This window comes from Providencia sp. wls1943, from assembly GCF_009706275.1.
In the GTDB taxonomy this organism is placed as follows: Bacteria; Pseudomonadota; Gammaproteobacteria; order Enterobacterales; family Enterobacteriaceae; genus Providencia; species Providencia zhijiangensis.
Window position 1 is genome coordinate 1 of sequence record NZ_WLTU01000016.1, and the last position, 21479, is coordinate 21479.

General features: G+C 41.7%; 19 protein-coding genes and 1 riboswitch. Of the genes, 5 read left to right on the forward strand and 14 right to left on the reverse strand.

Annotated features, from left to right (window positions below; all coding sequences use genetic code 11):
- Positions 1-752 precede the first annotated feature (752 nt).
- Positions 753-1919: a phage integrase SAM-like domain-containing protein gene (locus GKR48_RS06140; RefSeq protein ID WP_195848225.1), complete on the reverse strand. Its 1167-nt coding sequence runs from the start codon at positions 1917-1919 to the stop codon at positions 753-755.
- A 98-nt stretch (positions 1920-2017) separates the two neighbouring features.
- Positions 2018-3922 carry a biosynthetic arginine decarboxylase gene (gene speA, locus GKR48_RS06145; protein ID WP_154602510.1) on the reverse strand — a complete coding sequence of 635 codons (1905 nt, stop codon included), beginning with the start codon at positions 3920-3922 and terminating at the stop codon, positions 2018-2020.
- 691 nt (positions 3923-4613) lie between these two features.
- Between speA and metK the strand changes: the two genes are divergently transcribed.
- The gene (gene metK / locus GKR48_RS06150; protein ID WP_006661136.1) at positions 4614-5765 is read left to right on the forward strand and encodes a methionine adenosyltransferase; all 1152 of its coding nucleotides are present in this window, start codon (positions 4614-4616) and stop codon (positions 5763-5765) included.
- Positions 5766-5920: 155 nt separating this feature from the next.
- Here the strand turns inward: metK and GKR48_RS06155 are convergent, their stop codons facing one another.
- From GKR48_RS06155 to GKR48_RS06165, 3 genes are read right to left on the reverse strand one after another with little or no spacing between them, the layout of a single operon-like run.
- Positions 5921-6337 (reverse strand): DUF6691 family protein, encoded by a 417-nt coding sequence (locus GKR48_RS06155; RefSeq protein WP_006661135.1) that lies wholly within the window; start codon positions 6335-6337, stop codon positions 5921-5923.
- Between the two features lie 4 nt (positions 6338-6341).
- Positions 6342-6779 carry a YeeE/YedE family protein gene (locus GKR48_RS06160; protein WP_154627427.1) on the reverse strand — a complete coding sequence of 146 codons (438 nt, stop codon included), beginning with the start codon at positions 6777-6779 and terminating at the stop codon, positions 6342-6344.
- Position 6780: 1 nt separating this feature from the next.
- Positions 6781-7116: an ArsR/SmtB family transcription factor gene (locus tag GKR48_RS06165; RefSeq protein ID WP_036975329.1), complete on the reverse strand. Its 336-nt coding sequence runs from the start codon at positions 7114-7116 to the stop codon at positions 6781-6783.
- A 117-nt stretch (positions 7117-7233) separates the two neighbouring features.
- On the opposite strand from GKR48_RS06165, the gene GKR48_RS06170 reads away from it, so the two are divergent.
- Positions 7234-7761, forward strand: coding sequence for a SprT family zinc-dependent metalloprotease (locus GKR48_RS06170; protein WP_154627629.1), 528 nt, complete (start codon positions 7234-7236; stop codon positions 7759-7761).
- Between the two features lie 31 nt (positions 7762-7792).
- Here GKR48_RS06170 and GKR48_RS06175 read toward each other — a convergent pair whose 3' ends face one another.
- From GKR48_RS06175 to hcp, 3 genes are all read right to left on the reverse strand, one after another.
- Positions 7793-8863: a magnesium transporter gene (locus tag GKR48_RS06175; protein ID WP_036975177.1), complete on the reverse strand. Its 1071-nt coding sequence runs from the start codon at positions 8861-8863 to the stop codon at positions 7793-7795.
- A gap of 73 nt (positions 8864-8936) precedes the next feature.
- A riboswitch (M-box (ykoK) riboswitch) is annotated at positions 8937-9109 on the reverse strand.
- 326 nt (positions 9110-9435) lie between these two features.
- The gene (gene hcr, locus GKR48_RS06180) at positions 9436-10440 is read right to left on the reverse strand and encodes an NADH oxidoreductase (RefSeq protein ID WP_154627428.1); all 1005 of its coding nucleotides are present in this window, start codon (positions 10438-10440) and stop codon (positions 9436-9438) included.
- Positions 10441-10491: 51 nt separating this feature from the next.
- Positions 10492-12144, reverse strand: a complete 1653-nt coding sequence (hcp, locus tag GKR48_RS06185; protein WP_154627429.1) for a hydroxylamine reductase — start codon at positions 12142-12144, stop codon at positions 10492-10494.
- A 272-nt stretch (positions 12145-12416) separates the two neighbouring features.
- Between hcp and clcA the strand changes: the two genes are divergently transcribed.
- Entirely contained in the window at positions 12417-13805 is a 1389-nt protein-coding gene (clcA, locus tag GKR48_RS06190; RefSeq protein WP_154627430.1) for a H(+)/Cl(-) exchange transporter ClcA, read from the forward strand.
- A gap of 170 nt (positions 13806-13975) precedes the next feature.
- Here the strand turns inward: clcA and tehB are convergent, their stop codons facing one another.
- The 5 genes from tehB to GKR48_RS06215 form a co-directional block, all read right to left on the reverse strand.
- Positions 13976-14863: an SAM-dependent methyltransferase TehB gene (tehB, locus tag GKR48_RS06195; protein ID WP_154627431.1), complete on the reverse strand. Its 888-nt coding sequence runs from the start codon at positions 14861-14863 to the stop codon at positions 13976-13978.
- 139 nt (positions 14864-15002) lie between these two features.
- Positions 15003-16082, reverse strand: coding sequence for a linear amide C-N hydrolase (locus tag GKR48_RS06200; protein WP_154602500.1), 1080 nt, complete (start codon positions 16080-16082; stop codon positions 15003-15005).
- 226 nt (positions 16083-16308) lie between these two features.
- Positions 16309-17082, reverse strand: coding sequence for a topoisomerase IV (locus tag GKR48_RS06205; RefSeq protein ID WP_154627432.1), 774 nt, complete (start codon positions 17080-17082; stop codon positions 16309-16311).
- 260 nt (positions 17083-17342) lie between these two features.
- A complete protein-coding gene (locus tag GKR48_RS06210) occupies positions 17343-17921 on the reverse strand; it encodes a YceI family protein (protein WP_036952050.1) in 579 nt (192 codons plus the stop codon).
- 13 nt (positions 17922-17934) lie between these two features.
- Positions 17935-18492, reverse strand: coding sequence for a cytochrome b (locus tag GKR48_RS06215; RefSeq protein WP_154627433.1), 558 nt, complete (start codon positions 18490-18492; stop codon positions 17935-17937).
- Positions 18493-18924: 432 nt separating this feature from the next.
- Here GKR48_RS06215 and GKR48_RS06220 point away from each other — a divergent pair, with 432 nt between their 5' ends.
- Positions 18925-19554, forward strand: coding sequence for a glutathione S-transferase family protein (locus tag GKR48_RS06220; RefSeq protein WP_154627434.1), 630 nt, complete (start codon positions 18925-18927; stop codon positions 19552-19554).
- An 87-nt stretch (positions 19555-19641) separates the two neighbouring features.
- Here GKR48_RS06220 and GKR48_RS06225 read toward each other — a convergent pair whose 3' ends face one another.
- Positions 19642-20262 carry a malonate decarboxylase holo-ACP synthase gene (locus tag GKR48_RS06225; RefSeq protein ID WP_154602497.1) on the reverse strand — a complete coding sequence of 207 codons (621 nt, stop codon included), beginning with the start codon at positions 20260-20262 and terminating at the stop codon, positions 19642-19644.
- A gap of 225 nt (positions 20263-20487) precedes the next feature.
- Here GKR48_RS06225 and GKR48_RS06230 point away from each other — a divergent pair, with 225 nt between their 5' ends.
- Positions 20488-21465, forward strand: a complete 978-nt coding sequence (locus GKR48_RS06230; protein ID WP_154627435.1) for an FUSC family protein — start codon at positions 20488-20490, stop codon at positions 21463-21465.
- The last annotated feature ends 14 nt before the right edge of the window (positions 21466-21479 follow it).

Below are 21479 nucleotides of genomic sequence, written 5' to 3' on the forward strand. Positions count from 1 at the left end.
ATTTTTTACTTCAGTAAGGGATTACTTTAAGTATTCATAAAAACAGTATATTACCCCTGATTCATAATAATTCGAGTACTAAAGACTGGTAACTTTGCCGCGAGTTCACATCAAAATTCATTTTAGGCGAGTCAAAACACTACTCGATCAGTACTGATATCTTTCATGTATAACATAATTCATTATGATATGAGTACAAAATCTAATTAACAATAATGATAGGTTTTATCGGGTTAGGGTTCAGTACTAATAGAGCTAATTGATAAACTCAATAGTAATATTGATTTAATGATCAATAATCCCGATAGGTGATCATTAATCAGTATAAAATGTCCAATGGTAATAATGTATCTCTTAATACCTCTGTTGACCCATTGGACACTTTTTCATAAAAACCACCTGCTTACCCTGCCTCAAAAAACTTCAAGTACTAAAAGGCAGTAACTTTGCTGAGAGTTCATATTGTTCTCTATAAGATGGTAGCTATGTTCCAGTACTAGACCCTGATATAATCGCGTAAAACTCATGTACAACAAAGCTAGAATATACGCCTATAAGCTTTATAACCTATTGTAAGTACTAGTTAATTTACCTTTCTATGAACAGTATTCAGTACTGTTTAGTATTAGAAGACGAGTAATCCAGTACTGAAGGGTTGGGTACTAAAATAGTATCCAACCTTTATTTTCAATGTGTTATATGATTATTTGCGTGTTGATAGTAAATCAAGGATTTTATTATTCGTAAAATGATTAGGTAACATCAATTGCTTGTTTCATTAACAGAATTGGCTCCTTACTTCGATATACTGCATCTGTCATCGTATTACTACTATGCCCTAAAATACTAAATCTAACATGGTCTGGAAGCTCTGGAACGTCTCTTAACCTATCGCTAAGGCTATACCGATAATCATGTGCTGTATGTTGTTCATTTAAGTTTTTAAATACTTTCGATACGATCCTTGAGGCTGGATTATGAACATTCCAAGGAAAAGTCGGCAGTAGCTCCATAATCCCAAGGCTAATGAGATCCTTATGGATTGGGATGTTTCTAACACTACTGATACTTTTAACTCTTTTTCCATCTTTACTATTAACACTGATACAAGCTACTTTCTGATTTCGATCGGTTATATAAACATAATCATCAATAGTTAACTGTATAGTTTCAGTTATACGCATCCCTGTGTAATATAATATTTGTAATAACCACCAAACATTCGATTTATATTCTACTGAATCCAGTACTCTATTATGCAATTCAAGAGGAATTAATGTTTTTGCTCTCAAATTCTTTACTTTTTTAAATCCCATACCAAGAAAAGGGTTTTTAGATAAGTAATCTCGTTTAACTGTTGCAAAGTTAAAAAGAGCTGAAATTTTCTTAAACATAGATTGGCGGGACGTATCGGATTTATATCTGTTTTTTAAGGTGTTTTTAAACTTAGATATTGAGAGTTTATCAAATGATTCTATATCACAGTCTCCATACCAACTGATGAAAAGATCTACTGCACCTTTATTTGATTTATAAGTTAAAGGTCTCCAGTCACCTTCCATTTCATTGTACCATTCCTCTGCTACTAAACTTAACTTATGCCCCTGCTTTTTTATCTCCTGTTGAGTATCTAGCTCGCGATTAACCTTACCGTTAGTATTCATCCAGTGAATAAACCCTGCTTCTAGGTGTATCTCACTCTCAATATAGGTATCCCTATCTAATAATAAACATTCTCTAATCTGATGAAATTCATACTTTTTATTTTTTAATCTAATATAAGAGCTCAATAAAATCTTTGCTCTATTTGATGCTATCTGAAAATCCCTAGTTCTTAAGTCTAGTCGGATTAAACGACCATAATGAGATTTTTGCCAAACATAGTAACCACGATTATTACATGAAAAATACAGTGCCATAGAAAATCCTTGATTTACTATCAACACGCAAATAATCATATAACACATTGAAAATAAAGGTTGGATACTATTTTAGTACCCAACCCTTCAGTACTGGATTACTCGTCTTCTAAGTAAGTGTAACCGTACAACCCACTTTCAAACTCGTTCACAAAATCTTTTTGCAGTTCGTCACTCAGCCCAGTGCCTTTCACTTGCTCAATAAAGCTTTCTAACAGCACTTCAGGAACCAGCTTCACGTATTGCAGCATATCGGCGACTGAATCGCCCTCTTCACTTTGCAGGTAACGAATACTGCCTTGGCTATCAACCCACACATCGATGGCGGCAGTATCACCGAACAAGTTGTGCATGTTGCCTAAAATTTCTTGGTATGCCCCGATCATAAAGAAGCCAATCATTGGTGGATTTTCTGGATCATACGCTGGCATTGGCATGGTGGTTTCCACCCCATCACCATCAACATAGTGATCAATAATACCATCTGAGTCGCAAGTAATATCCAGTAACACCGCACGTCGGTCTAACGGCTTATCTAAGCCTTCGATTGGCAAGACTGGGAACACTTGGTCAATTCCCCAAGCATCAGGGAGCGATTGGAACAGCGAGAAATTCACATAGAATTTATCCGCCATACGCTCTTGCAGCTCATCAATAATTGGGCGATGGGCGCGGTTGCTTGGGTCTAAATCTTGCTGAATACGGCGACAGATATTTAAGTATAGCTCTTCTGCCCATGCCCGTTGTGTTAAGTCCAACACACCATGCGCATACTGAGTGTGCGCTTCTTGCAAATCAAATTGGCTATCGTGTAGCCATTCACGCAGCGAGCGGCTATTGCCTTGATGCTGCATGGATTCCCACGTTTCCCATAGCGAAACCAGCGAACGTGGCGCATCTTCGCTCGGCGGAGTGGTTTTGGTGAATTCGTTACGCTCAACCCCAATCACGTTAGAGACTAACACGGTATGGTGAGCGGTCAATGCACGCCCAGACTCGGTGATCACCGTTGGGTGTGGCAAGTTAAACTCTTCACACGCATCACCAATCGCCCAAATCACGTTGTTCGCGTATTCGTTCAAGCCATAGTTAACCGAACAATCTGACTGAGAACGCGTACCTTCATAATCAACGCCTAAGCCACCGCCCACGTCAAAACACTGAATGTTGACACCTAATTGATGCAACTCGACGTAGAAACGGGCTGACTCACGAACCCCTGTCGCGATATCGCGAATATTCGCCATTTGAGAACCTAAATGGAAGTGCAATAATTGCAGGCTATCCAAGCGGTTCGCATTGCGTAAAATTTCGACTAATTGCAGAACTTGTGTTGCAGCCAATCCAAATTTAGATTTTTCACCGCCACTCGCTTGCCATTTACCTGAACCTTGGGATGCTAAACGGGCACGAACACCTAAACGAGGCGTTACTTCCAGTTTTTGCGCTTCTTCCAGCACCATCTCGATTTCAGACATTTTTTCGATAACCAGGTACACTTTGTGACCCAGTTTTTCGCCAATTAAAGCCAGACGAATATATTCGCGATCTTTATAGCCGTTGCACACAATCACAGTGCGGGTGCGACCTGCGTTGGCTAATACTGCCATTAATTCCGCTTTTGAACCTGCCTCTAACCCTAAAGGTTCACCAGAATTGACCAGCGATTCAATCACACGGCGTTGTTGGTTAACTTTAATTGGGTAGACTAAAAAATAGTCTCCTTTATAACCGTAAGATTCCCGCGCACGTTTAAACGCCGCGTTAATTGAACGCAAACGGTGTTGCAGAATTTGAGGGAAACAGAACAGCGCAGGTAAACGTAAATGTTCCTGCTCTTCTTTAACTTGGTAGACTAAATCAGCTAAATCAACAAAGGTGTCCGGGTTTTCAGGATTCGGGCAAACACAGACATTTCCGCGCTCATTCACCTGATAGTAACCACCGCCCCAATACGCAATATTGTAAGTTTGGCGCATCTTGCGAGCGATATTATCATTCATAATAAACTCCTAGTATGGAGGGGTGAGTGATGCGTTCTCCTTCCAGACAAGCAGCGACCAAGCGCATGATGCAACTAGGCAGTAATGTCAGGGAAACAGCGATACTCAGATTGTAATTAAAGTGCTTAGAACTTCTAAACGGTGACAATATATATCCACAGGCTTAGCAGACGACTACATTATAGATTACTGGCTAAGTATTATGGATCTATGATAGGTATGACGGTAACTTCGCGATGAAGTCAACATAGACAGGAAAGTAAAAGCCAATGTCACACGGCGATCCGCGTAAGACGGTTGGATACTGTTATTCAGCAGATTATGGATCATCGCCCATTAACCCCCAATATAACTGTTTTCCCCTTAAAAACTTCAATGATTATTATTGAAATTCAACCGGTTATAAACATTCCTGATAGAAAGCAGACTCATGGCTGACCTGCTGGTATATAGCGGGAAATGACAACCATCCGCTACGGTCGCAGTTTATACCTTGAATAGCCCCAAAATGCAAAAGCAAATTATCTAAAATTTCACATTCACGATAAAACTAACTGAATTAGCCATTTATGCGCTTATCATTTTAGGCTGAAAAACAGGTAGAAATTATTCATTGAAAAGTCTAGAATAGCCGTCTAGATGTTAAAACATCCAACTATAATGTTCTTTGAATTCTTAAGGTATTAATCTCATGTCTACACACCTCTTTACTTCTGAGTCCGTATCAGAAGGGCATCCTGATAAAATTGCTGACCAAATTTCTGATGCGGTCCTTGATGCTATTCTTGAACAAGACCCAAAAGCGCGCGTAGCTTGCGAAACCTATGTCAAAACCGGCATGGTCATGGTTGGTGGTGAAATCACTACCAGTGCATGGGTCGATATTGAAGAAATTACGCGTAAAACCGTTCGTGAAATCGGTTATACCAGTTCAGACATGGGCTTTGATGCCAACTCTTGCGCAGTATTAAGCGCAATTGGTAAACAATCACCAGACATCAACCAAGGTGTTGACCGTGCAGATCCTTTAGAACAAGGCGCTGGCGACCAAGGTCTAATGTTTGGTTATGCAACTAACGAAACTGACGTATTAATGCCTGCACCGGTGACTTATGCACATCGTTTAGTGCAGCGCCAAGCTGAAGTTCGTAAAAATGGCACACTGCCATGGTTACGCCCAGATGCGAAAAGCCAAGTCACCTTCCAATACGATGACAACAAAATTGTCGGTATTGACGCGGTAGTTCTGTCCACACAGCACTCAGAAGATATTGACCAAAAAGCTTTACACGAAGCGGTTATGGAAGAGATCATCAAACCAGTTCTACCTGCTGAATGGTTATCTCCAGCAACTAAATACTTCATCAACCCAACAGGCCGTTTCGTTATCGGCGGGCCAATGGGTGACTGTGGTTTAACTGGTCGTAAAATTATCGTCGATACATACGGCGGTATGGCACGTCACGGTGGTGGGGCATTCTCTGGTAAGGATCCATCAAAAGTTGACCGTTCTGCTGCTTATGCGGCGCGTTATGTTGCAAAAAATATCGTTGCTGCAGGTTTAGCTGACCGTTGTGAAATCCAAGTTTCTTACGCTATCGGTGTCGCAGAGCCTACCTCTATCATGGTAGAAACGTTCGGTACGGGTAAAGTTGACGAAGCATTGCTTGTAAAATTAGTCCGCGAATTCTTTGACTTACGTCCTTACGGTCTAATTCAAATGCTGGATTTATTACACCCAATGTACCAGCAAACTGCGTCTTACGGTCACTTTGGTCGCCCACAATTCCCATGGGAAAAAACCGACAAAGCGGCACAACTGCGCGAAGCTGCTGGCCTGTAATCTCCGCTAACGTCTCTGACGATTAGCAAAAAACCCATCATTATGATGGGTTTTTTTATATCTGTAATGTATAACCACCTCGATGAATCAAATAACCTTTCCACTTGCTTCATATTTTGTGTTGGATAAACAGGTTAGTTGCCCCAGAGCCATGATTATTTTTCAGTACGCTGAAATAGTTGGAAAATGGCCATTCCCGCTATCATCGCCAGCGTAAACAAAATACCTTGAGTCAGTCCCATACCCGTTAATAAAATGGCAGGTCCTGGGCAAATCCCCCCAAGTCCCCAACCTAAGCCAAACAATGCACTACCAATAAGTAACTTCTTATCAATAAGCTTGCTGGTTGGGATCTGCAATGGACAATTTAATACACTGGATTTGCGCTTTTTCACGAACTGGTACCCAATAGCACTGATGACCATGGCAACGACCATCGTCACTAATAGCGATGGATCCCAATTGCCAGTGATATCCAAGAAAGCCAGAATCTTAGCAGGGTTCCCCATACCAGCCAGTAGCAACCCCAATCCAAATAAAATTCCAGAGACTAACGCAACGATGATTGGCATTGAATTACCCTCTTAAACCAAAATGATTAATGACGGCAACCGTGATAAATGCCACCAGCATGAAAATAACAACCGCAATGATGGAACGGCGGGAAAACCTCGCCATACCGCAAATACCGTGACCGCTAGTACATCCCCCACCGAGTCGAGTACCAAATCCCACTAATAGTCCTGCGACAATAAGTAACGGCGTGCTAGTTGTAATTGCCACTTCAGGCGCATACACAAAGGCAGTAAACAGTAGCGGCGCAACCAAGATGCCGACAATAAAAGCAAGCTTCCAAGCTGTATCCCCTTTAGTGGGTTTCAGGACTCCCGCTAAAATCCCGCTGATCCCTGCAATTCGCCCATTAAAAATCAATAATATTGCCACTGCTAAACCAATCAAAACACCGCCAACTGCCGCAGAGCCTGGCGTAAAATGCGCCCAATCAATCGTCATTTTAATTCCCCTTCACAGGACAATAGAGTTGATACAACGTATTGAGTAAGGTAAATAATTTCTCATCTGCAATAGAATAATAGATACGCTTACCTTCCCGACGCGTTGCGACTAATCCTTCATTTCTTAGTACGGTTAACTGCTGCGATAACGTCGGCTGCACAATACCTAGCGAAGCTTCTAAATCGCTCACGCACGCTTCGCCCTGCGTTAATTGGCACAGCAATAACAATCTGTCTGGGTTCCCCAGTGTTTTTAATAATGACGCAGTTTGCGTTGCTGCTTGGGTCATTGCTAAAAGCAGCTGTTCTGAATTTGGTTGTTCATTCTTTGGCATCATTCAATCTCTAGTTACTTATACATATTATTATACCTAAAAATAATATATGTTTTGATATATTGAATGTCAATTATCACTTGTTAGAACTCTATGACTTCACGTATTCTTGAGAACATGAAAACAATCCGAGTGCCTATCCTGCTTCAACAGCGAGTGATGAAAACCCTGCGTGAAAAACTCGCATTAGCTGAAGAAAAACTGGAACAGAAATTTCCAGAACCAACCATCAACTATAAACAGCGCGGTACCACCGCGGGCAGCGCCTATTTAAAAGAGTGGGAAATTCGCGTTAATCCGACGTTGTTAATTGAAAATCCAGACAGTTTTGTGGACGAAGTGATCCCCCATGAACTCGCCCACTTGCTGGTTTACCGTGTATTTGGACGTAAAGGGGTCGCCCCTCATGGCAATGAGTGGAAATGGATGATGCAGACTGTTTTAGGGGTAACGGCAAAACGGACTCACAACTTTGCCGTGACCAGCGTCAAAAGCCAAACTTTTCGTTATCTGTGTGGTTGCGACACAATTCATGAGCTCACTATCAGAAGGCATAACAAAGTCGAGCGAGGGGAAAACCAGTATTTATGTCGAAAATGCGGGGAAATTCTCAAGCGAGAAATTGAGTCAGCGGCAGAGTGTTAATTCCCTGCCGCATCAAGAGGTAGGACTGAACTTAAGCGAACTCCGTCATCACTAATTTCGCGATTTCAAAGTAAATAATCAAGCCTGTACCATCAATAAATGTCGCGATGAATGGCGCAGAAACTACCGCTGGGTCAACCTTCAGCTTCTTCAGAACCATTGGGATAATAGAAGAAACAATCGCGCTCCACACGGTAATAGCCACAATCGTTAAGCTCACCACGATAGTCACTTCATGACCTACACCTAAGATCCAAGCTCGAATTAACGCCGCGCCACCAATGGTGACAGCCACTAAGAACGAGGTTGAAACTTCTTTTTTCAATACCGCACCGAGGTTACGTAAACTCACTTCTCCCAACGCCATCGCTCTCACGAGGGTCGATGTGATCTGAGTTCCGCTGTTTCCGCCGGTACCAATCAATAATGGAATAAAGAACGCCAGTGAAATGGCGGCTTCAAGTTGCTCTTCGAACGCTTTCAGCACGGTTCCAGTATAGGCTTCCGCCACAAACAGCATTAATAACCACACAACACGCTTACGCCATAAAGTGACTGGACTGGTGGTTAAATATGGCTCTTCGAGTGGCGTAGTCGCCCCCTGCAATTGTGCATCGAGGGTGTTTTCGTCTTCAATAAGCTCGGCAATATCTTGAGGACGTAATACACCCATTAACTTACCGAACTGAACAACAGGGATCATATCCAAACCGCTATGATTAATTAAATCATAAACATCATGGCGTGATTGTTCAGGGGAAACAGAGAAATAATTGTGGCGCATAATATCCGACACTAATAAATCCTCTGCTGAGGCAAGTAATGATTTAACGGACAGAATTCCATTTAAATAGTTTTCACTATCTACGACAAATAAATACGTTGGAATTTGTTCGCCTTCGAGATGTTCAATAAGACTTTTCTTCACACATGCCACAGAGTCGGCAACCGATACAGGCAAATATGATTGGCTCATATAAGCGTGAACAGTTGAATCATCAATTTTAGGTGGTTGTGTTTGATTAGACTTTTGACGAGCGTCTTTCATCGCGGATTGTGCAATAGCTACTGCACCCGCTTTGTTCTGGGTAGAAAATGACATTTTTTTAGTCCCTATTACTGTTGTTTACTCAAACAGTACTCACATAGGGGCGAAACCAGATGAGAGAATGCGATTGCTATCTCTTCGTCTCGGTTTTAGCACTATACAACGTATCCTGAATCAATCAGGAAGTTACATGGGGATATACCTTCGGTCGATATATCCTGTCCTAATCTTGGGCGTCTCTCGACGTCGTCAGATCAGTAACCTATGTTTGTATAGGAGCCTCGCCTAACGAGATACTGCACTTTGGATGCGGCGCGAATTATACCCACTGAGTGTTCAATTTCCACCCTTTTACTGGGCTCTTTTTTTAATAGCCTCCCCGTGTTTAAGTTTCGTTTAAGTTAATGTGTATCGAGAATTCAACGTGTAACCATTTGTAACTTTAATGGGAAATTATATTATTCATAATATATAAAGTGATAATAACATAATGAATTATCGGCTTATTTTTGATGATATTTCGAAACGCAAACAAATCGATTAATAAACAAAAAAGCCACCTTATTTATACTCATAATAAGATGGCAATGAATGAGGCATTTAAATTTTATATTATCGAAAATCGATTAAGCGATTTCTGTGTCACCTTGTAATTGGCAACTGCACGCTAAAACATAGCCGCTAGCAATTTCGTCTGCGGTTAATGTCATGGTACTGCTGGTTGTATAATTTCCCGAGAGCACTTTGGTTTTACAGCTACCACACACACCCGCACGACACGCCGCAATTACCGGTTGTTTATTCTGTTCTAACGCAGACAACAGCGATGTTCCCACTGGGACATTGAAATTCACTAAACGGTGACGAATTTTTAAGTTCAATACCTCTTCACTCACGGCCTCATCGCCGCCAGTGGTAAAGCGCTCCATAAAGAAGTGCTCAGTAGGAACGCCCAATGCCTTAGAAAATTCCTGCACATTTTTCATATACGGAACCGGCCCACAGGTCATCACGACACGGGCATGAATATCCGGTACTAATTCCAGCAATTTTTCTTGGCTTAAACGACCTTGTGCAACACCGCCGTTATCGGGTGTTTCCGGCATGATGCACAATTGCAAACGCTGCGGATATTGCAGCACCAGTCTTTGCCACTCATTGGCAAAAATGACCTGCTTTTCATCTCGCACATTAAACAGTACTTTGACATCCGTTTCTGGGCGATTCGCCATCAACCAGCGAGTCATCGACATGATCGGCGTGACACCGCAGCCTGCCGCTAACATTAAGTATTGGTGGCTTTGAACATGGGCACAAGTAAACTCCCCTTGCGCCTCAGATAACCAAAGATAATCCCCTGGTTTGACCGCTCCAGTTAGCCAACAAGAGCCTGCCCCCTCGTCTAATCGTCTCACCGTAATGGAGATAAAACGGCTTTGCCCCGGCGATGAAGACAAGGTATAAGCACGCATCACGTCATCACTGTTTTTGATACTCACCAGCGCATACTGTCCCGGTTCATATTGGTAAAAATCATGATTAATCAGGTTAATTGTCCAAACATCTGAGGTTTCCTGCACAATCGAGTGAATTTGCATTCTGTTCGGACATAGGCTTGTTGGCATGGTCATGGGTTACTCCTTGCAAGGGGGAAAGCCGCTTCCCCCTTGGTTTCCATCAAATTACGCAGGCAGGATTTCCGCCAAATCTTGTTCAACCGTGGTAATGCTGCGCATACCGAATTTTTCATTCAGAATATTCAGCAGATTTTCGGTTAAGAAGCCCGGAGCTGTTGGACCGGTGTAAATGTTTTTCACACCCAGAGCAAGCAGGGTTAACAAGATCACAATGGCTTTTTGCTCGAACCAAGAGAGGATCAGGCTCAGCGGTAAGTCATTCACGCCACACCCTAATTTCTCTGCTAAGTTCACCGCTAACATAATGGCAGAATAGGCATCGTTACATTGCCCCACATCCAGTAAACGCGGTAAGCCTTCTAAGGTACCGAAGTCCAGTTTGTTGAAACGGTATTTACCGCAAGCCAGCGTTAAAATCAGGCAGTCTTTCGGTACGCTGCGAGCGAAATCTGTGTAGTAACTGCGTTCACCACGGCTACCATCACAACCACCGACTAAGAATACGTGGCGTAATTTTTTCTGAGCAACGAGATCAATCACCGCATCCGCAGCACCCAGCAGGGTTTGACGACCAAAACCGACCGTAATTTTGTGTTCGATTTCAGTGTATGGGAAGCCTGCCATTTCCTGCGCTTGCGCTATCATTTCAGCAAAACTGTCGCCCGTAATGTGTTTCACGCCCGGCCAGCCCACAATGCTGCGAGTCCAGATACGCGCTTTATATTCACCTACATCAGGGTCGATAATGCAGTTAGAGGTCATTAAAACAGGGCCTGGGAACTTAGCAAATTCCACCTGCTGATTCTGCCAACCACTGCCGTAGTTACCCACTAAGTGAGCGTATTTTTTCAGTTCAGGGTAACCATGAGCAGGCAGCATTTCACCATGGGTGTAAATATTAATACCTGTGCCTTCGGTCTGTTCTAACAACATTTTTAAATCTTTCAGGTCATGACCTGAAATCAGAATGCATTTACCAGCAACTGGGCGCACGTTAACTTCCGTTGGAACTGGATGACCAAATTCCCCCGTTTCGCCAGCATCCAGGATTTCCATGATTTTGAAGTTCATCATGCCGATAGCCATCGCATTATCGAGCAGCTCATTCATATCCGCTGGCAATGTGCCTAACCACGCCATAATTTCATGGTATTGAGCGTAAATCTGGTTATCAAACTGGCCTAAAACGTGAGCGTGCTCCATATATGCCGCCGCGCCTTTCAAACCATACAGACACAGCATACGTAAACCATGAATATCCTCGCCAATTTGCGCTTTATCGATATCTAACGCAAATTGTGCCGCTTGCTGTTGCAGGGTCGCAATATCCTGCCCTGCTAATTGCAGATTGATCAATGGGTGGTTAAATGCCACTGCGCTATTCACTGACAGGCAGTGTTTGATTAATTTATCACGCAGATAAATAGCTTCACGGGCATAACCAATAATACGTTCAGAATCGAAGTTAACGTTGGTCAATGTAGAGAAGAAAGCGCGCGGTGCGAAACTGTCCACATCATGATCAATAATGCCCAGTTCACGAGCTACCACCGCACTGGCAGATAAGCTTTGCAGGACAGCAACTAATAAATCTTGCAGGTCTGAAGTTTCAGCAGTTTTACCGCACATACCTTGCGAATAAGCGCAGCCATTGGTTGCTGGAGTTCTAATTGTTTGTTCACATTGCACACAATACATGGAGGAAACCTCTTTAAGTTGCATTTCATATACAACATTAAGATTACCCCTTTTAAATAAATAGAAAAGCACCTTAAAATTCTATTTGCAGGTTTGTTGATCTACATTAACTTTCACTATAAATAAGAATTATTCAATGTTGTAAAATAGGCAGTTTCACTAAGCGCATTTGATTTTTCGCTGGGGTTTCAAAGCAGTATTGCTATACTATGTTTATCATTCATACTTCATAAGTTATTGTTGTTAAATCATTTTAAGAGAATCAAAAAGCGATGATTCAGGCCAATTCGACTCCAAAATCAGACAACAAAACCCATTTTAGTTTTTTACGTCACGTGAAAGAATCCGATAAAACGCCGCTCAAAGTGCTTGTTTTAGCGGCTATTATTGGTGCCGTCGTTGGGCTGATAGGCTCCCTGTTTATGCTAGGGACTGAGTGGGTCAGCAATATGCGTATCGCGTCTGTTAACCAATATGTCACCAACAAATGGTTGGTGATCCCCGCTATGTTTGTGGCTTCAGCCCTATTGGCCATGCTCGGCTACTATTTGGTTAAACGCTTTTCACCTGAAGCGGGGGGATCTGGGATCCCGGAAATCGAAGGGGCACTGCAAGATTTGCGCCCTGTCCGTTGGTGGCGCGTGATCCCAGTAAAATTTATCGGTGGGCTAGGTACGTTAGGTTCCGGTATGGTGCTCGGTCGTGAAGGACCTACCGTACAATTGGGGGCGAACATTAGCCAAATGTTTTATGACCTATTTCGCCTCAAAGATAATGAATCTCGCCATACATTATTAGCTGCGGGTGCCGCTGCGGGTCTATCTACCGCCTTTAATGCCCCATTAGCGGGGATCCTGTTTATCATCGAAGAGATGCGACCACAATTTAAATACAGCCTGATTTCCATCAAAGCCGTGTTTATTGGCGCCGTCAGTGCCACCATTGTTTTTCGCCTCATTAATGGTGAAGCCGCGGTGCTAAATATTGGGCAATTCTCCTCTGCCCCCATGGAAACCCTGTGGTTATATCTGATTTTAGGCATGTTATTTGGGATCGTGGGAATTGGCTTTAACCGCTTCTTGCTCTATCTGCAAAGCCTATTTTTAGCTTTCTACCAAAATAAAGTGTCACGGTTTGTTTTGATGGGCGGTTTGATCGGGGGTAGCTGCGGCGCTATCAGTGTATTTGCTCCTGAAGTCGTAGGGGGTGGCTATAGCGTGATCCATCAAATGGTGGCCAATAGCTTTACTATCACCATGCTGATGGTATTTTTTGCCCTGCGCTTTTTAACCTCAACCATCAGCTTTAGTTCCGGTGCGCCAGGGGGGATTTTCTCGCCGTTATTAGCACTTGGCACACTGTTTGGGGGCATTTATGGTTATGCGGCACTGGAGCTATTCCCCCATTATTCGATTGAAGTCGGTACCTTTGCTATAGCCGGCATGGGAGCGCTGTTTGCCGCCACAGTGCGTGCGCCATTAACGGGCATTGTCTTAGTGTTGGAAATGACCAATAACTATCAATTGATTTTACCAATGATTATTACCTGCATTGGCGCAACGATGGTGGCGCAATTCTTAGGAGGTCGACCACTTTATTCTGTGCTGCTCGAAAAAACCTTAGAACGCAGCGAAAAACAAGCGGCAACGTCTAATCCCTAAAATTTATTTATATCTCACCATAGAACGCAAAATGGGTTGCCTAGGCAACCCATTATGTTGATGACAAAGAGGGATAAAAGCGTAATTTTCCCTCTTTGTGTTATCAGGCGAAAATCAATAAATTGATTTTCCTCGTTAATTTTACAACCTATTATCTTCGCTATCGCAGGTTATTTTTTCTTAGCAATCAACGTTGCAAAGTTCAATTTAATTCGGTTACCTTGCGCATCCGTTCTATGCAAGTGTCCTGGGTTTTCATTGTATTTGAGGATTTCCCAGTCTTGATAATACTGCTGTAATTCACCCGGTTTTAAGAAGCACTTAAATGGCACCCTATCCAGTGGCGCATCCGGCGTTTCTACCGCGCATACCACAATATTAATCCCACCCGCTCGAGTATGCGATTGCATATCCGCGATAATGTCAGCAATTTTATCCCGTTGTAGGAACATCAACACGACTGTAGAAACAATCAAATCATAGTCACCTTGGATTTGGTGGCTATTAATGTCATATAGCGCGGTATGGATATTTTCTATACCCGATTGCTGCTTAACAGTTTCAATGGCTTGAATATGGTTTTGGTTAATATCCACGGCTGTCACATCATACCCTTGCTGAGCCAGATAGAAACTATTACGCCCGCGGCCGGAACCTAAATCCAATACTTTGCAAGGTTTTGCTAAGTTATTCTCGCAAAGGTAGCGTACTTCAGAGTGAGGCACACTGAGATCATACTGTTTATAAAACTCAATTTCAGGACGACATAAAAAAGAGAGTTGGCAACGCATATCATCGCTGCAATCGGCAATACGATGCCAGACTTGTGGCTGGATCACTGGCGGTTGATTTTGCGTATCAAACGTAAATTTTTGCTCGCTGCCATCTTCATTAAAAATAATAAAATCGAGGGAGCCTTGTAACACCTTCAATTGGGCGAATGTGTCTTCTTTGGTGTTATGGCGGTCTTGAAACATTAACGGAACCGAAGCCTTATCCCAAACAGGCATGGTTTTGTAGCACACTAATTCAGTCATGGGGTCACCTTTAAGTTGCATATTAAATACATCTTATGACGTTCATCTTGATAGTGCAACGTTTTCATAGATAGAAAATGAATGAGTTGATGTGCATCAACCTCCTGCGCACAGGAGGTTAAATTCGGAATCTTGGACTTAGAAATTTGGTTTTAAAAACTTAGTAACCCAGTTGCTCTGCACTCAGCCCTAAAAATTCAAACGGTTTGGTATCCACATATTGCGCAGTCGCATCACCCGAATAGATATGGCTTTGCTCTTCACCGAGATCTAATTTTTTCACTTTTCCGGTTTCATTGGAAAAATCAATTTTCTTTAGATCCGTCCAAAAAATGTTTGGCGTTAAAGCAGACTCAAAGAAATAGAGTTGACGCTTGCTGTCAACCAGTGTGCGCCAACGGGTAGAAGAAATTTCAGGAGACGTTTCCGATGTTAAACCGTAGGGAACGGACACATTTCGGATCACCCCAAACACACTGGCAACCGCTTTATTTGGCGTCGTTTTTTGTGGGATAGCATTGATGTAGAACTGCGCTCGAGCGAAACGATCCGCTGAGCGGTTGGTTCCCGGTAGCATTACCGTGCCACCAATACCTTGCCAATACTCTTGCATCGCTAACTGCTTTTCATAAGCTGGTGAGTTAGTCATGACTTGGTATTTACGGCTATGATGAATGACTTGTTTGCCATCGATATATTCGATAATCGCGCTATCACCGCTCGCATCAGACAGGGATAAATGCAGAGTCGCTAAGCGATTTTGTCCCGGAACCTTGTCAGTCGCGACTATCAATGGCGTTTTTTCTAATGCGGCAACGGCTTCTTCAACCGTGGCATAGTTGTCCAGCATATATTGCGCCCATAGAGAAATAGACAGTGCGGGCTTTTTATTATCTAACTCAGGATATTTCGATTCAGCGAGCCAGAGTAAGTTTGCCACTAACCCTTTTTCATTAACGCCATCCGTCGTAGAAATATCGTAACCTGACGCTATCACGCTACCGTATTTGGATTTCCATTTGAGTGATTGTGGCCCTGCCGCGCCATTTCGTTCCATGCCTCGCGGGAAAATCCATAAATTGGTACCCACATCATATTTCCAATCCATGGTTCTACCTGTCATGATTTGTTGGTCTTCCCCGAGATAAACAACGCGGGTACAAGCCTGAGAAACCATGGCAGGAACATAAATTGCAGCGATGGTTAAGAGCGTAACAATGCTTTTCTTCACAAATCGCATCTTGCCTCCAAAGGGGTATTGAATAAGTAGCGCAGATAAGCCGCGCGAATGAACGACCAATATTTATAATAAATAGTATATCGTTATTTGGCAGTATATCGTTTTCAGCGTTTTATTTGAGCAAAGATATTGAAACAAAATGCAACAAGGATTAACTCACCGAATCAAACTGTTAACGTTTTTCAGTGAGTTAATCCTATTAAAGAAATGGATTAGTAGCCCGCTATTATTTTTTCTTTGCAGAAAACCATGAGCGTAATAATGCCGCTTTTTTCTGATTGTCAGGAATATTCAGTGCGGAGTCATACAAGCTAATCGAAATTTGGCAAACTGTTGCAGGTGATTTTTTCCCTGCCTTCACATCAACCAGCATGGTGACGTCATTCCCGTATTTTTCCGTTAATTTGATTCTCAGAGAGTCCATTAATGCCTGATACTCTTCTTCAGATAACGAGGTACGCTTCTCGCTAGCTTCGCTGGAAATCAACAAAGCATCGATCGCACTCACTTGTTTTAATAAGACATCTTGGCTTTTTTGTGGCGGAATGACATCAGCAGGATCCCTTAACTGAGGGAATAGCGCGTCGTAACACATTTTTCCTGATGGATCTTGCTCTAACAATGATTTGATATTGTCGTTCACTTTAGCGACAAAATTAATCACTGTTTCATCGGAGGCATAAGGCATACGCTCAACGACCAGCTTCATTGATTGGCTCACAACCTGATCCAATAATTGACGGCGTAAGTCTTCGTTAGCAGGATCATATTGAGACATTAAAGGCTCAAAGCTCTGGTAAGTGACAGGGCTTAATTTTTTGATAGTGACTAAAATCGGCAGTTCTTTTTCAACTTGAGCAATGGCCTCTGAATGAATTTCGCTATTACTTTCTGTCGATAGTACGTTGTTGTCTTTACTTAACCAGTAAAAACCCAGCGCAAAGATAATAAAAATGATGCTAACGACTACTGCGATTTTGCGTGAACTGTTTGTATTCAAAGTGAATCTGCCTTTTAACAATCTGTCTTTTAACAATTTGTTGTTAACAACAAAAGCCAAAAAACCAATACTCAATAATAAACTCTTATCATTATTCTAGTCGTGAATGCGCATATATCGCTATAGGAATAAGAGTAAATGCAAAGAAAAAAGTAGAAAATTAACAGTTCTAATGAGTATTTAGAATAAAAAAACCGCAGACACATATTTCAGTCTCTGCGGTTTTGAAAAATCGAAGGAAAGTATTTCAAAAATACGAATTACTTAACTTGAACACCTTCAACAGACAGCATTAATTCAACTTCTTGAGATTTAGGGCCTAAATCAGACTTGATATTAAACTCTTTCAGTTTAATGTTCCCTTTCGCTTCAAAGCCTGCGCGGTAGCCACCCCAAGGATCTTTACCTTCACCCGTTAATTTCGCATCTAAAGTGATTGGTTTCGTCACGCCGTTTAAGGTGAAGTCACCTGTTACGAGGTATTTGTCACCCTCTTTTTTCACTTCTGTAGAAACAAATTTCGCTTCTGGGAATTTTGCCGCATTTAAGAAATCTGGGCTACGTAAATGCTTATCACGCTCAGCGTGGTTAGTGTCGATACTGCCAGTTTTAATCGTCACTTCAACTTTATCTTTCGCTGGATCTTTTGCGTCGTAAGTAAAGTTACCATCAAAATCTTTAAAGCTACCGTATAACCAGCTGTAGCCTAAATGCTGGATACGAAACTCAATAAAACCGTGTTGACCTTGTTTATCAAATTGATAATTTTCTGCCAGTGCAGATCCTGCTGATAATAATAAAGTACCCGCAGCAAGACCTAAAATAGATTTCTTCAACATAACTCTCTCCACGTTATTTATCGGGATTAAAACCCAACATTCTTTTTAAAGTAATATCACCATCAAAGAAATGGTGTTTTAAAGCTGCAAATGCATGCAGAACAGATAACAAAACAACAGCCCAAGCTAAATAAAGGTGAATTTCACCTGCTGTATCCGCTTGTTCTGCTGCACCTGTAAATAATGCAGGCACTTCAAACCAACCAAATACACTTATTGCTTGTCCATCCGCAGTCGAAATTAAATAACCGCTGATCAAAATAGAGAATAAAATAATATAAATTAAAAGCTGAACCGTCATTGAAGCAAATTTCGTTAATTTGCTATAGCTCGATAACGGCTTAGGTGGTGGAGAAATAAATCGCCAAACCACACGAAAAAGCATGATAAAGAATAGCAACATTCCTATGCTTTTATGTATTTCAGGAGCTTGATGATACCAGGTGTCATAGTAGCCTAATGACACCATCCATAAGCCTAATGCAAACATTCCATATACGACAATTGCGACCAACCAATGAATGAGCAGCGAAAGATGCCCATAACGAGTGGCGTTATTTTTCCATTGCATAATTTAAAAACCATATAGTTTTAAAGGTAATTACTTGTTTTACCAAGTAGGAATAATCATAAGGTTAATCTGGCTTTATTCCTATCCCAAAGTTAAACAAATATTTTGTCGAAGATATTCAAATAGTATCATCATCATGATGAAAAATAGGTGAATTCTATTTTTCTTATTACAAGCGTAAACCTTTAATAAAGAATCTTCTATTTATGTAAATAGATTATACCTAATAACGCCTATGAATGTTTAATCTGCTGATTTTCTTATTACCCATCATAATATGATAGATTAATTTATTATAAATATAGTTCAGCTTCTCTAAAATAAGTAGGCGAGATTTTTATTTTAAGGATAAATTAACCTAATTTCCTCTATTCCTGCTAAATTGATGCCCTACCTATGGGTTGTTTTTTCTTTATTCTTAGAGGCTAGCGTATGTATACATTATGGATTGCCAACAAAAATTACTCCTCATGGTCTCTAAGACCTTGGGTCCTGTTAAAAACATTGCAAATCCCTTTTGAAGAGAATATTTGCTTCTTCGAAAATGGCAAAAGTAGCCACGAAAAATTTAGCCGTTTTTCACCATCTGGCTTAGTGCCATGCCTGATTGATGGCGATAAGACCATCTGGGACTCTTTGGCAATTTGTGAATATGTTGCCGAAGATTTCCCTCAAGTTTGGCCAACTGAAAAATCAGCGAGAGCCTGGGCTCGCTGCGCGAGCGCTGAAATGCACGCAGGTTTTACTGCACTACGCCAACAGTGCCCGATGAATGTGACAAGAAATGAAGCTCTCACTGAAATATCCCATGAGCTACAAGGAAACTTAAATCGCATTCAGCAATTATGGCAGGAAGGATTTGATAAGTTTGAAGGGCCTTGGTTAGCAGGAAAACAATTTACTGCCGTCGATGCATTTTTTGCACCAGTAGCATTTCGCATTCAAAGCTACCAATTAAAAGTCAATGAACACGCTCAACGATGGATTGAACGCATTATTGCATTACCGGCGATGCAAGAGTGGAAACGTGCTGCAGAAATCGAGCCGTCTATCGAACACTAAAAAAACACCTGCACGAACATCAAAATTAATTTTTGAGCAGTTTGAGCAAGAAATAGACCCAAACTGCTTATTTCACTCACAAATCACCTAGAGGCTTTCATCCCAAGGATCGGCAGTCATCACATCCCCCGTTGGGGTGTGCAGCGTCACTTGATCATTTTTAAACCATTCCGCTAAAGAAAATCCGCCTTTCGGTGTTTCCACATGAATATCAATTGGGCAATATGGCGTATTCGCTTTAATCGCAAATTGCGCAAAATCTTCTTTTTGCTGTCGAGTTGGGCAGCGGATCACAACATCAAGGTCGCAATCTGTCAGCATACTTTGAATATCCGTCGCCAATGTATAAGCGCAGCTACCCGTTACGCCCCATTTCCAAGGCCAATTATGCTGAGAAATGAGTAACAAAACTTGGATAGGCGGTAACGCAATAAACATCGAACGTTGCAGCTCAATGGAATTCGACACTAAAGATTCCACATTCATAATGTGCGTAATGGCCGATTTTGAAATTTGGGTCGTCACACGCTGATGAGGCTTAATACCACGAATAGCCACGGTTAATTGGCTTTCACCGGCTTTTTCTCGGTGCACAATAAGGGGTAGTTTACTGTTCCACTGCGTTTGAACCCATTCCGGCAGAGTATCAAGAGGGACATCGTTGTTACTACCAACCCAAACAAAATCATGGGGATTAATTATTTGCATTTATTCTTCCTTATCATGACGACAAATTGCTCTCGTTCTGCGCTATTATGCATTTTTTCAGATAGATGAATACATTCACGCATAATCAACATCTTTATTTATCCCATCAAAAACAAAGATTCATAGGTTATTGATGAAGGAAATTTGTCTTCAAATAGCAATATGTTATCATAGAATACTCATTAATAATGAAAGAGTTAGATAACGAATCTTGAGCATCATAATATGAAGAAAATCCCGGCTATCCATGACGGAATACTGTTCAGCAGCTGCTTAGTTTTAAGTGCCCTCACCGCACTCGCACTGATCGACGTTCAGGCCGCTATGTGGGCAGCATTTTCGACGCTCTACTCATTTAACCTATTTAACGCCGCTAAAGAATATAAAAATTACCTCTATACCGCTTTTTGGCTATCCATGATTTTAGTCGCTATCTATATTGGCGATACGCTACGCTTGGGGACTGGGTTTTATATTTATCTGGCTATATTCTCATTTATCTATTATCAGCTCTATGGCACAGATCCGATCATGGACTTAACCATGAAATTCATGATTATCATGTCCACTATTGGCACAATCTTGCCTGAAGTATCGAAAAGTCTGACCTTAGGTTTTTTAATTGGCAGTGGCGTCACCTTGCTCACCTATTATTTTCTCAGCCACAAAATGACTCGCCATTCCATTATTACGCCACTTACTGTGGAAAAAAATCTATTTACCCTACGTAAAAATATTATCCCGCGGTCAATGACCTATACCATTGGATTACTATTAACTTTGGCTATCCCTCGGATGGTAGACCTAGGGCATTTTTATTGGACACTACTGACTTTCGTGTTTGTATTGCACCCAAAATCTGAAAGTATTGTGCGCATTACGCTTCAACGGGTGGCGGGTAGCTTAATTTCCGTGTTATTCCTATTCTTATTATTTAATACCCCGTTGATGCCCTATATTGGGTTAGTGGCAATTTTAGTTTTCGCCTTTTTGCTGCCAATGAGTTTTCATCATGGCTATACCTTTATGACTTTTGTCGTCACCAGCCTAATCCTCTCGGTTCTTGAACAAGTGGTTTATTGGCGTCACCCTGTTTATACATTATTGTTTGATCGCGTTCTTGAAACTGCCTTAGGTGGGGCTATCGCTATCATAACCAGTATTATCTTGAAACTATTTAGAGAAAAAAGCCCAGAAAGCTAACACTATTCGGAGGT

Bases quoted from the DNA above. Each gene is read 5' to 3' on its own strand.
- hcr (WP_154627428.1), bottom strand. From the start codon at position 10,440: ATGACCATGCCAACAAGCCTATGTCCGAACAGAATGCAAATTCACTCG.
- GKR48_RS06165 (WP_036975329.1), bottom strand. From the start codon at position 7,116: ATGCCAAAGAATGAACAACCAAATTCAGAACAGCTGCTTTTAGCAATG.
- GKR48_RS06170 (WP_154627629.1), top strand. From the start codon at position 7,234: ATGAAAACAATCCGAGTGCCTATCCTGCTTCAACAGCGAGTGATGAAA.
- speA (WP_154602510.1), bottom strand. From the start codon at position 3,922: ATGAATGATAATATCGCTCGCAAGATGCGCCAAACTTACAATATTGCG.
- GKR48_RS06215 (WP_154627433.1), bottom strand. From the start codon at position 18,492: ATGCAATGGAAAAATAACGCCACTCGTTATGGGCATCTTTCGCTGCTC.
- GKR48_RS06210 (WP_036952050.1), bottom strand. From the start codon at position 17,921: ATGTTGAAGAAATCTATTTTAGGTCTTGCTGCGGGTACTTTATTATTA.
- GKR48_RS06220 (WP_154627434.1), top strand. From the start codon at position 18,925: ATGTATACATTATGGATTGCCAACAAAAATTACTCCTCATGGTCTCTA.
- GKR48_RS06155 (WP_006661135.1), bottom strand. From the start codon at position 6,337: ATGCCAATCATCGTTGCGTTAGTCTCTGGAATTTTATTTGGATTGGGG.
- GKR48_RS06160 (WP_154627427.1), bottom strand. From the start codon at position 6,779: ATGACGATTGATTGGGCGCATTTTACGCCAGGCTCTGCGGCAGTTGGC.
- GKR48_RS06200 (WP_154602500.1), bottom strand. From the start codon at position 16,082: ATGCGATTTGTGAAGAAAAGCATTGTTACGCTCTTAACCATCGCTGCA.
- GKR48_RS06140 (WP_195848225.1), bottom strand. From the start codon at position 1,919: ATGGCACTGTATTTTTCATGTAATAATCGTGGTTACTATGTTTGGCAA.
- GKR48_RS06175 (WP_036975177.1), bottom strand. From the start codon at position 8,863: ATGTCATTTTCTACCCAGAACAAAGCGGGTGCAGTAGCTATTGCACAA.
- GKR48_RS06225 (WP_154602497.1), bottom strand. From the start codon at position 20,262: ATGCAAATAATTAATCCCCATGATTTTGTTTGGGTTGGTAGTAACAAC.
- clcA (WP_154627430.1), top strand. From the start codon at position 12,417: ATGATTCAGGCCAATTCGACTCCAAAATCAGACAACAAAACCCATTTT.
- tehB (WP_154627431.1), bottom strand. From the start codon at position 14,863: ATGCAACTTAAAGGTGACCCCATGACTGAATTAGTGTGCTACAAAACC.
- hcp (WP_154627429.1), bottom strand. From the start codon at position 12,144: ATGTATTGTGTGCAATGTGAACAAACAATTAGAACTCCAGCAACCAAT.
- metK (WP_006661136.1), top strand. From the start codon at position 4,614: ATGTCTACACACCTCTTTACTTCTGAGTCCGTATCAGAAGGGCATCCT.
- GKR48_RS06230 (WP_154627435.1), top strand. From the start codon at position 20,488: ATGAAGAAAATCCCGGCTATCCATGACGGAATACTGTTCAGCAGCTGC.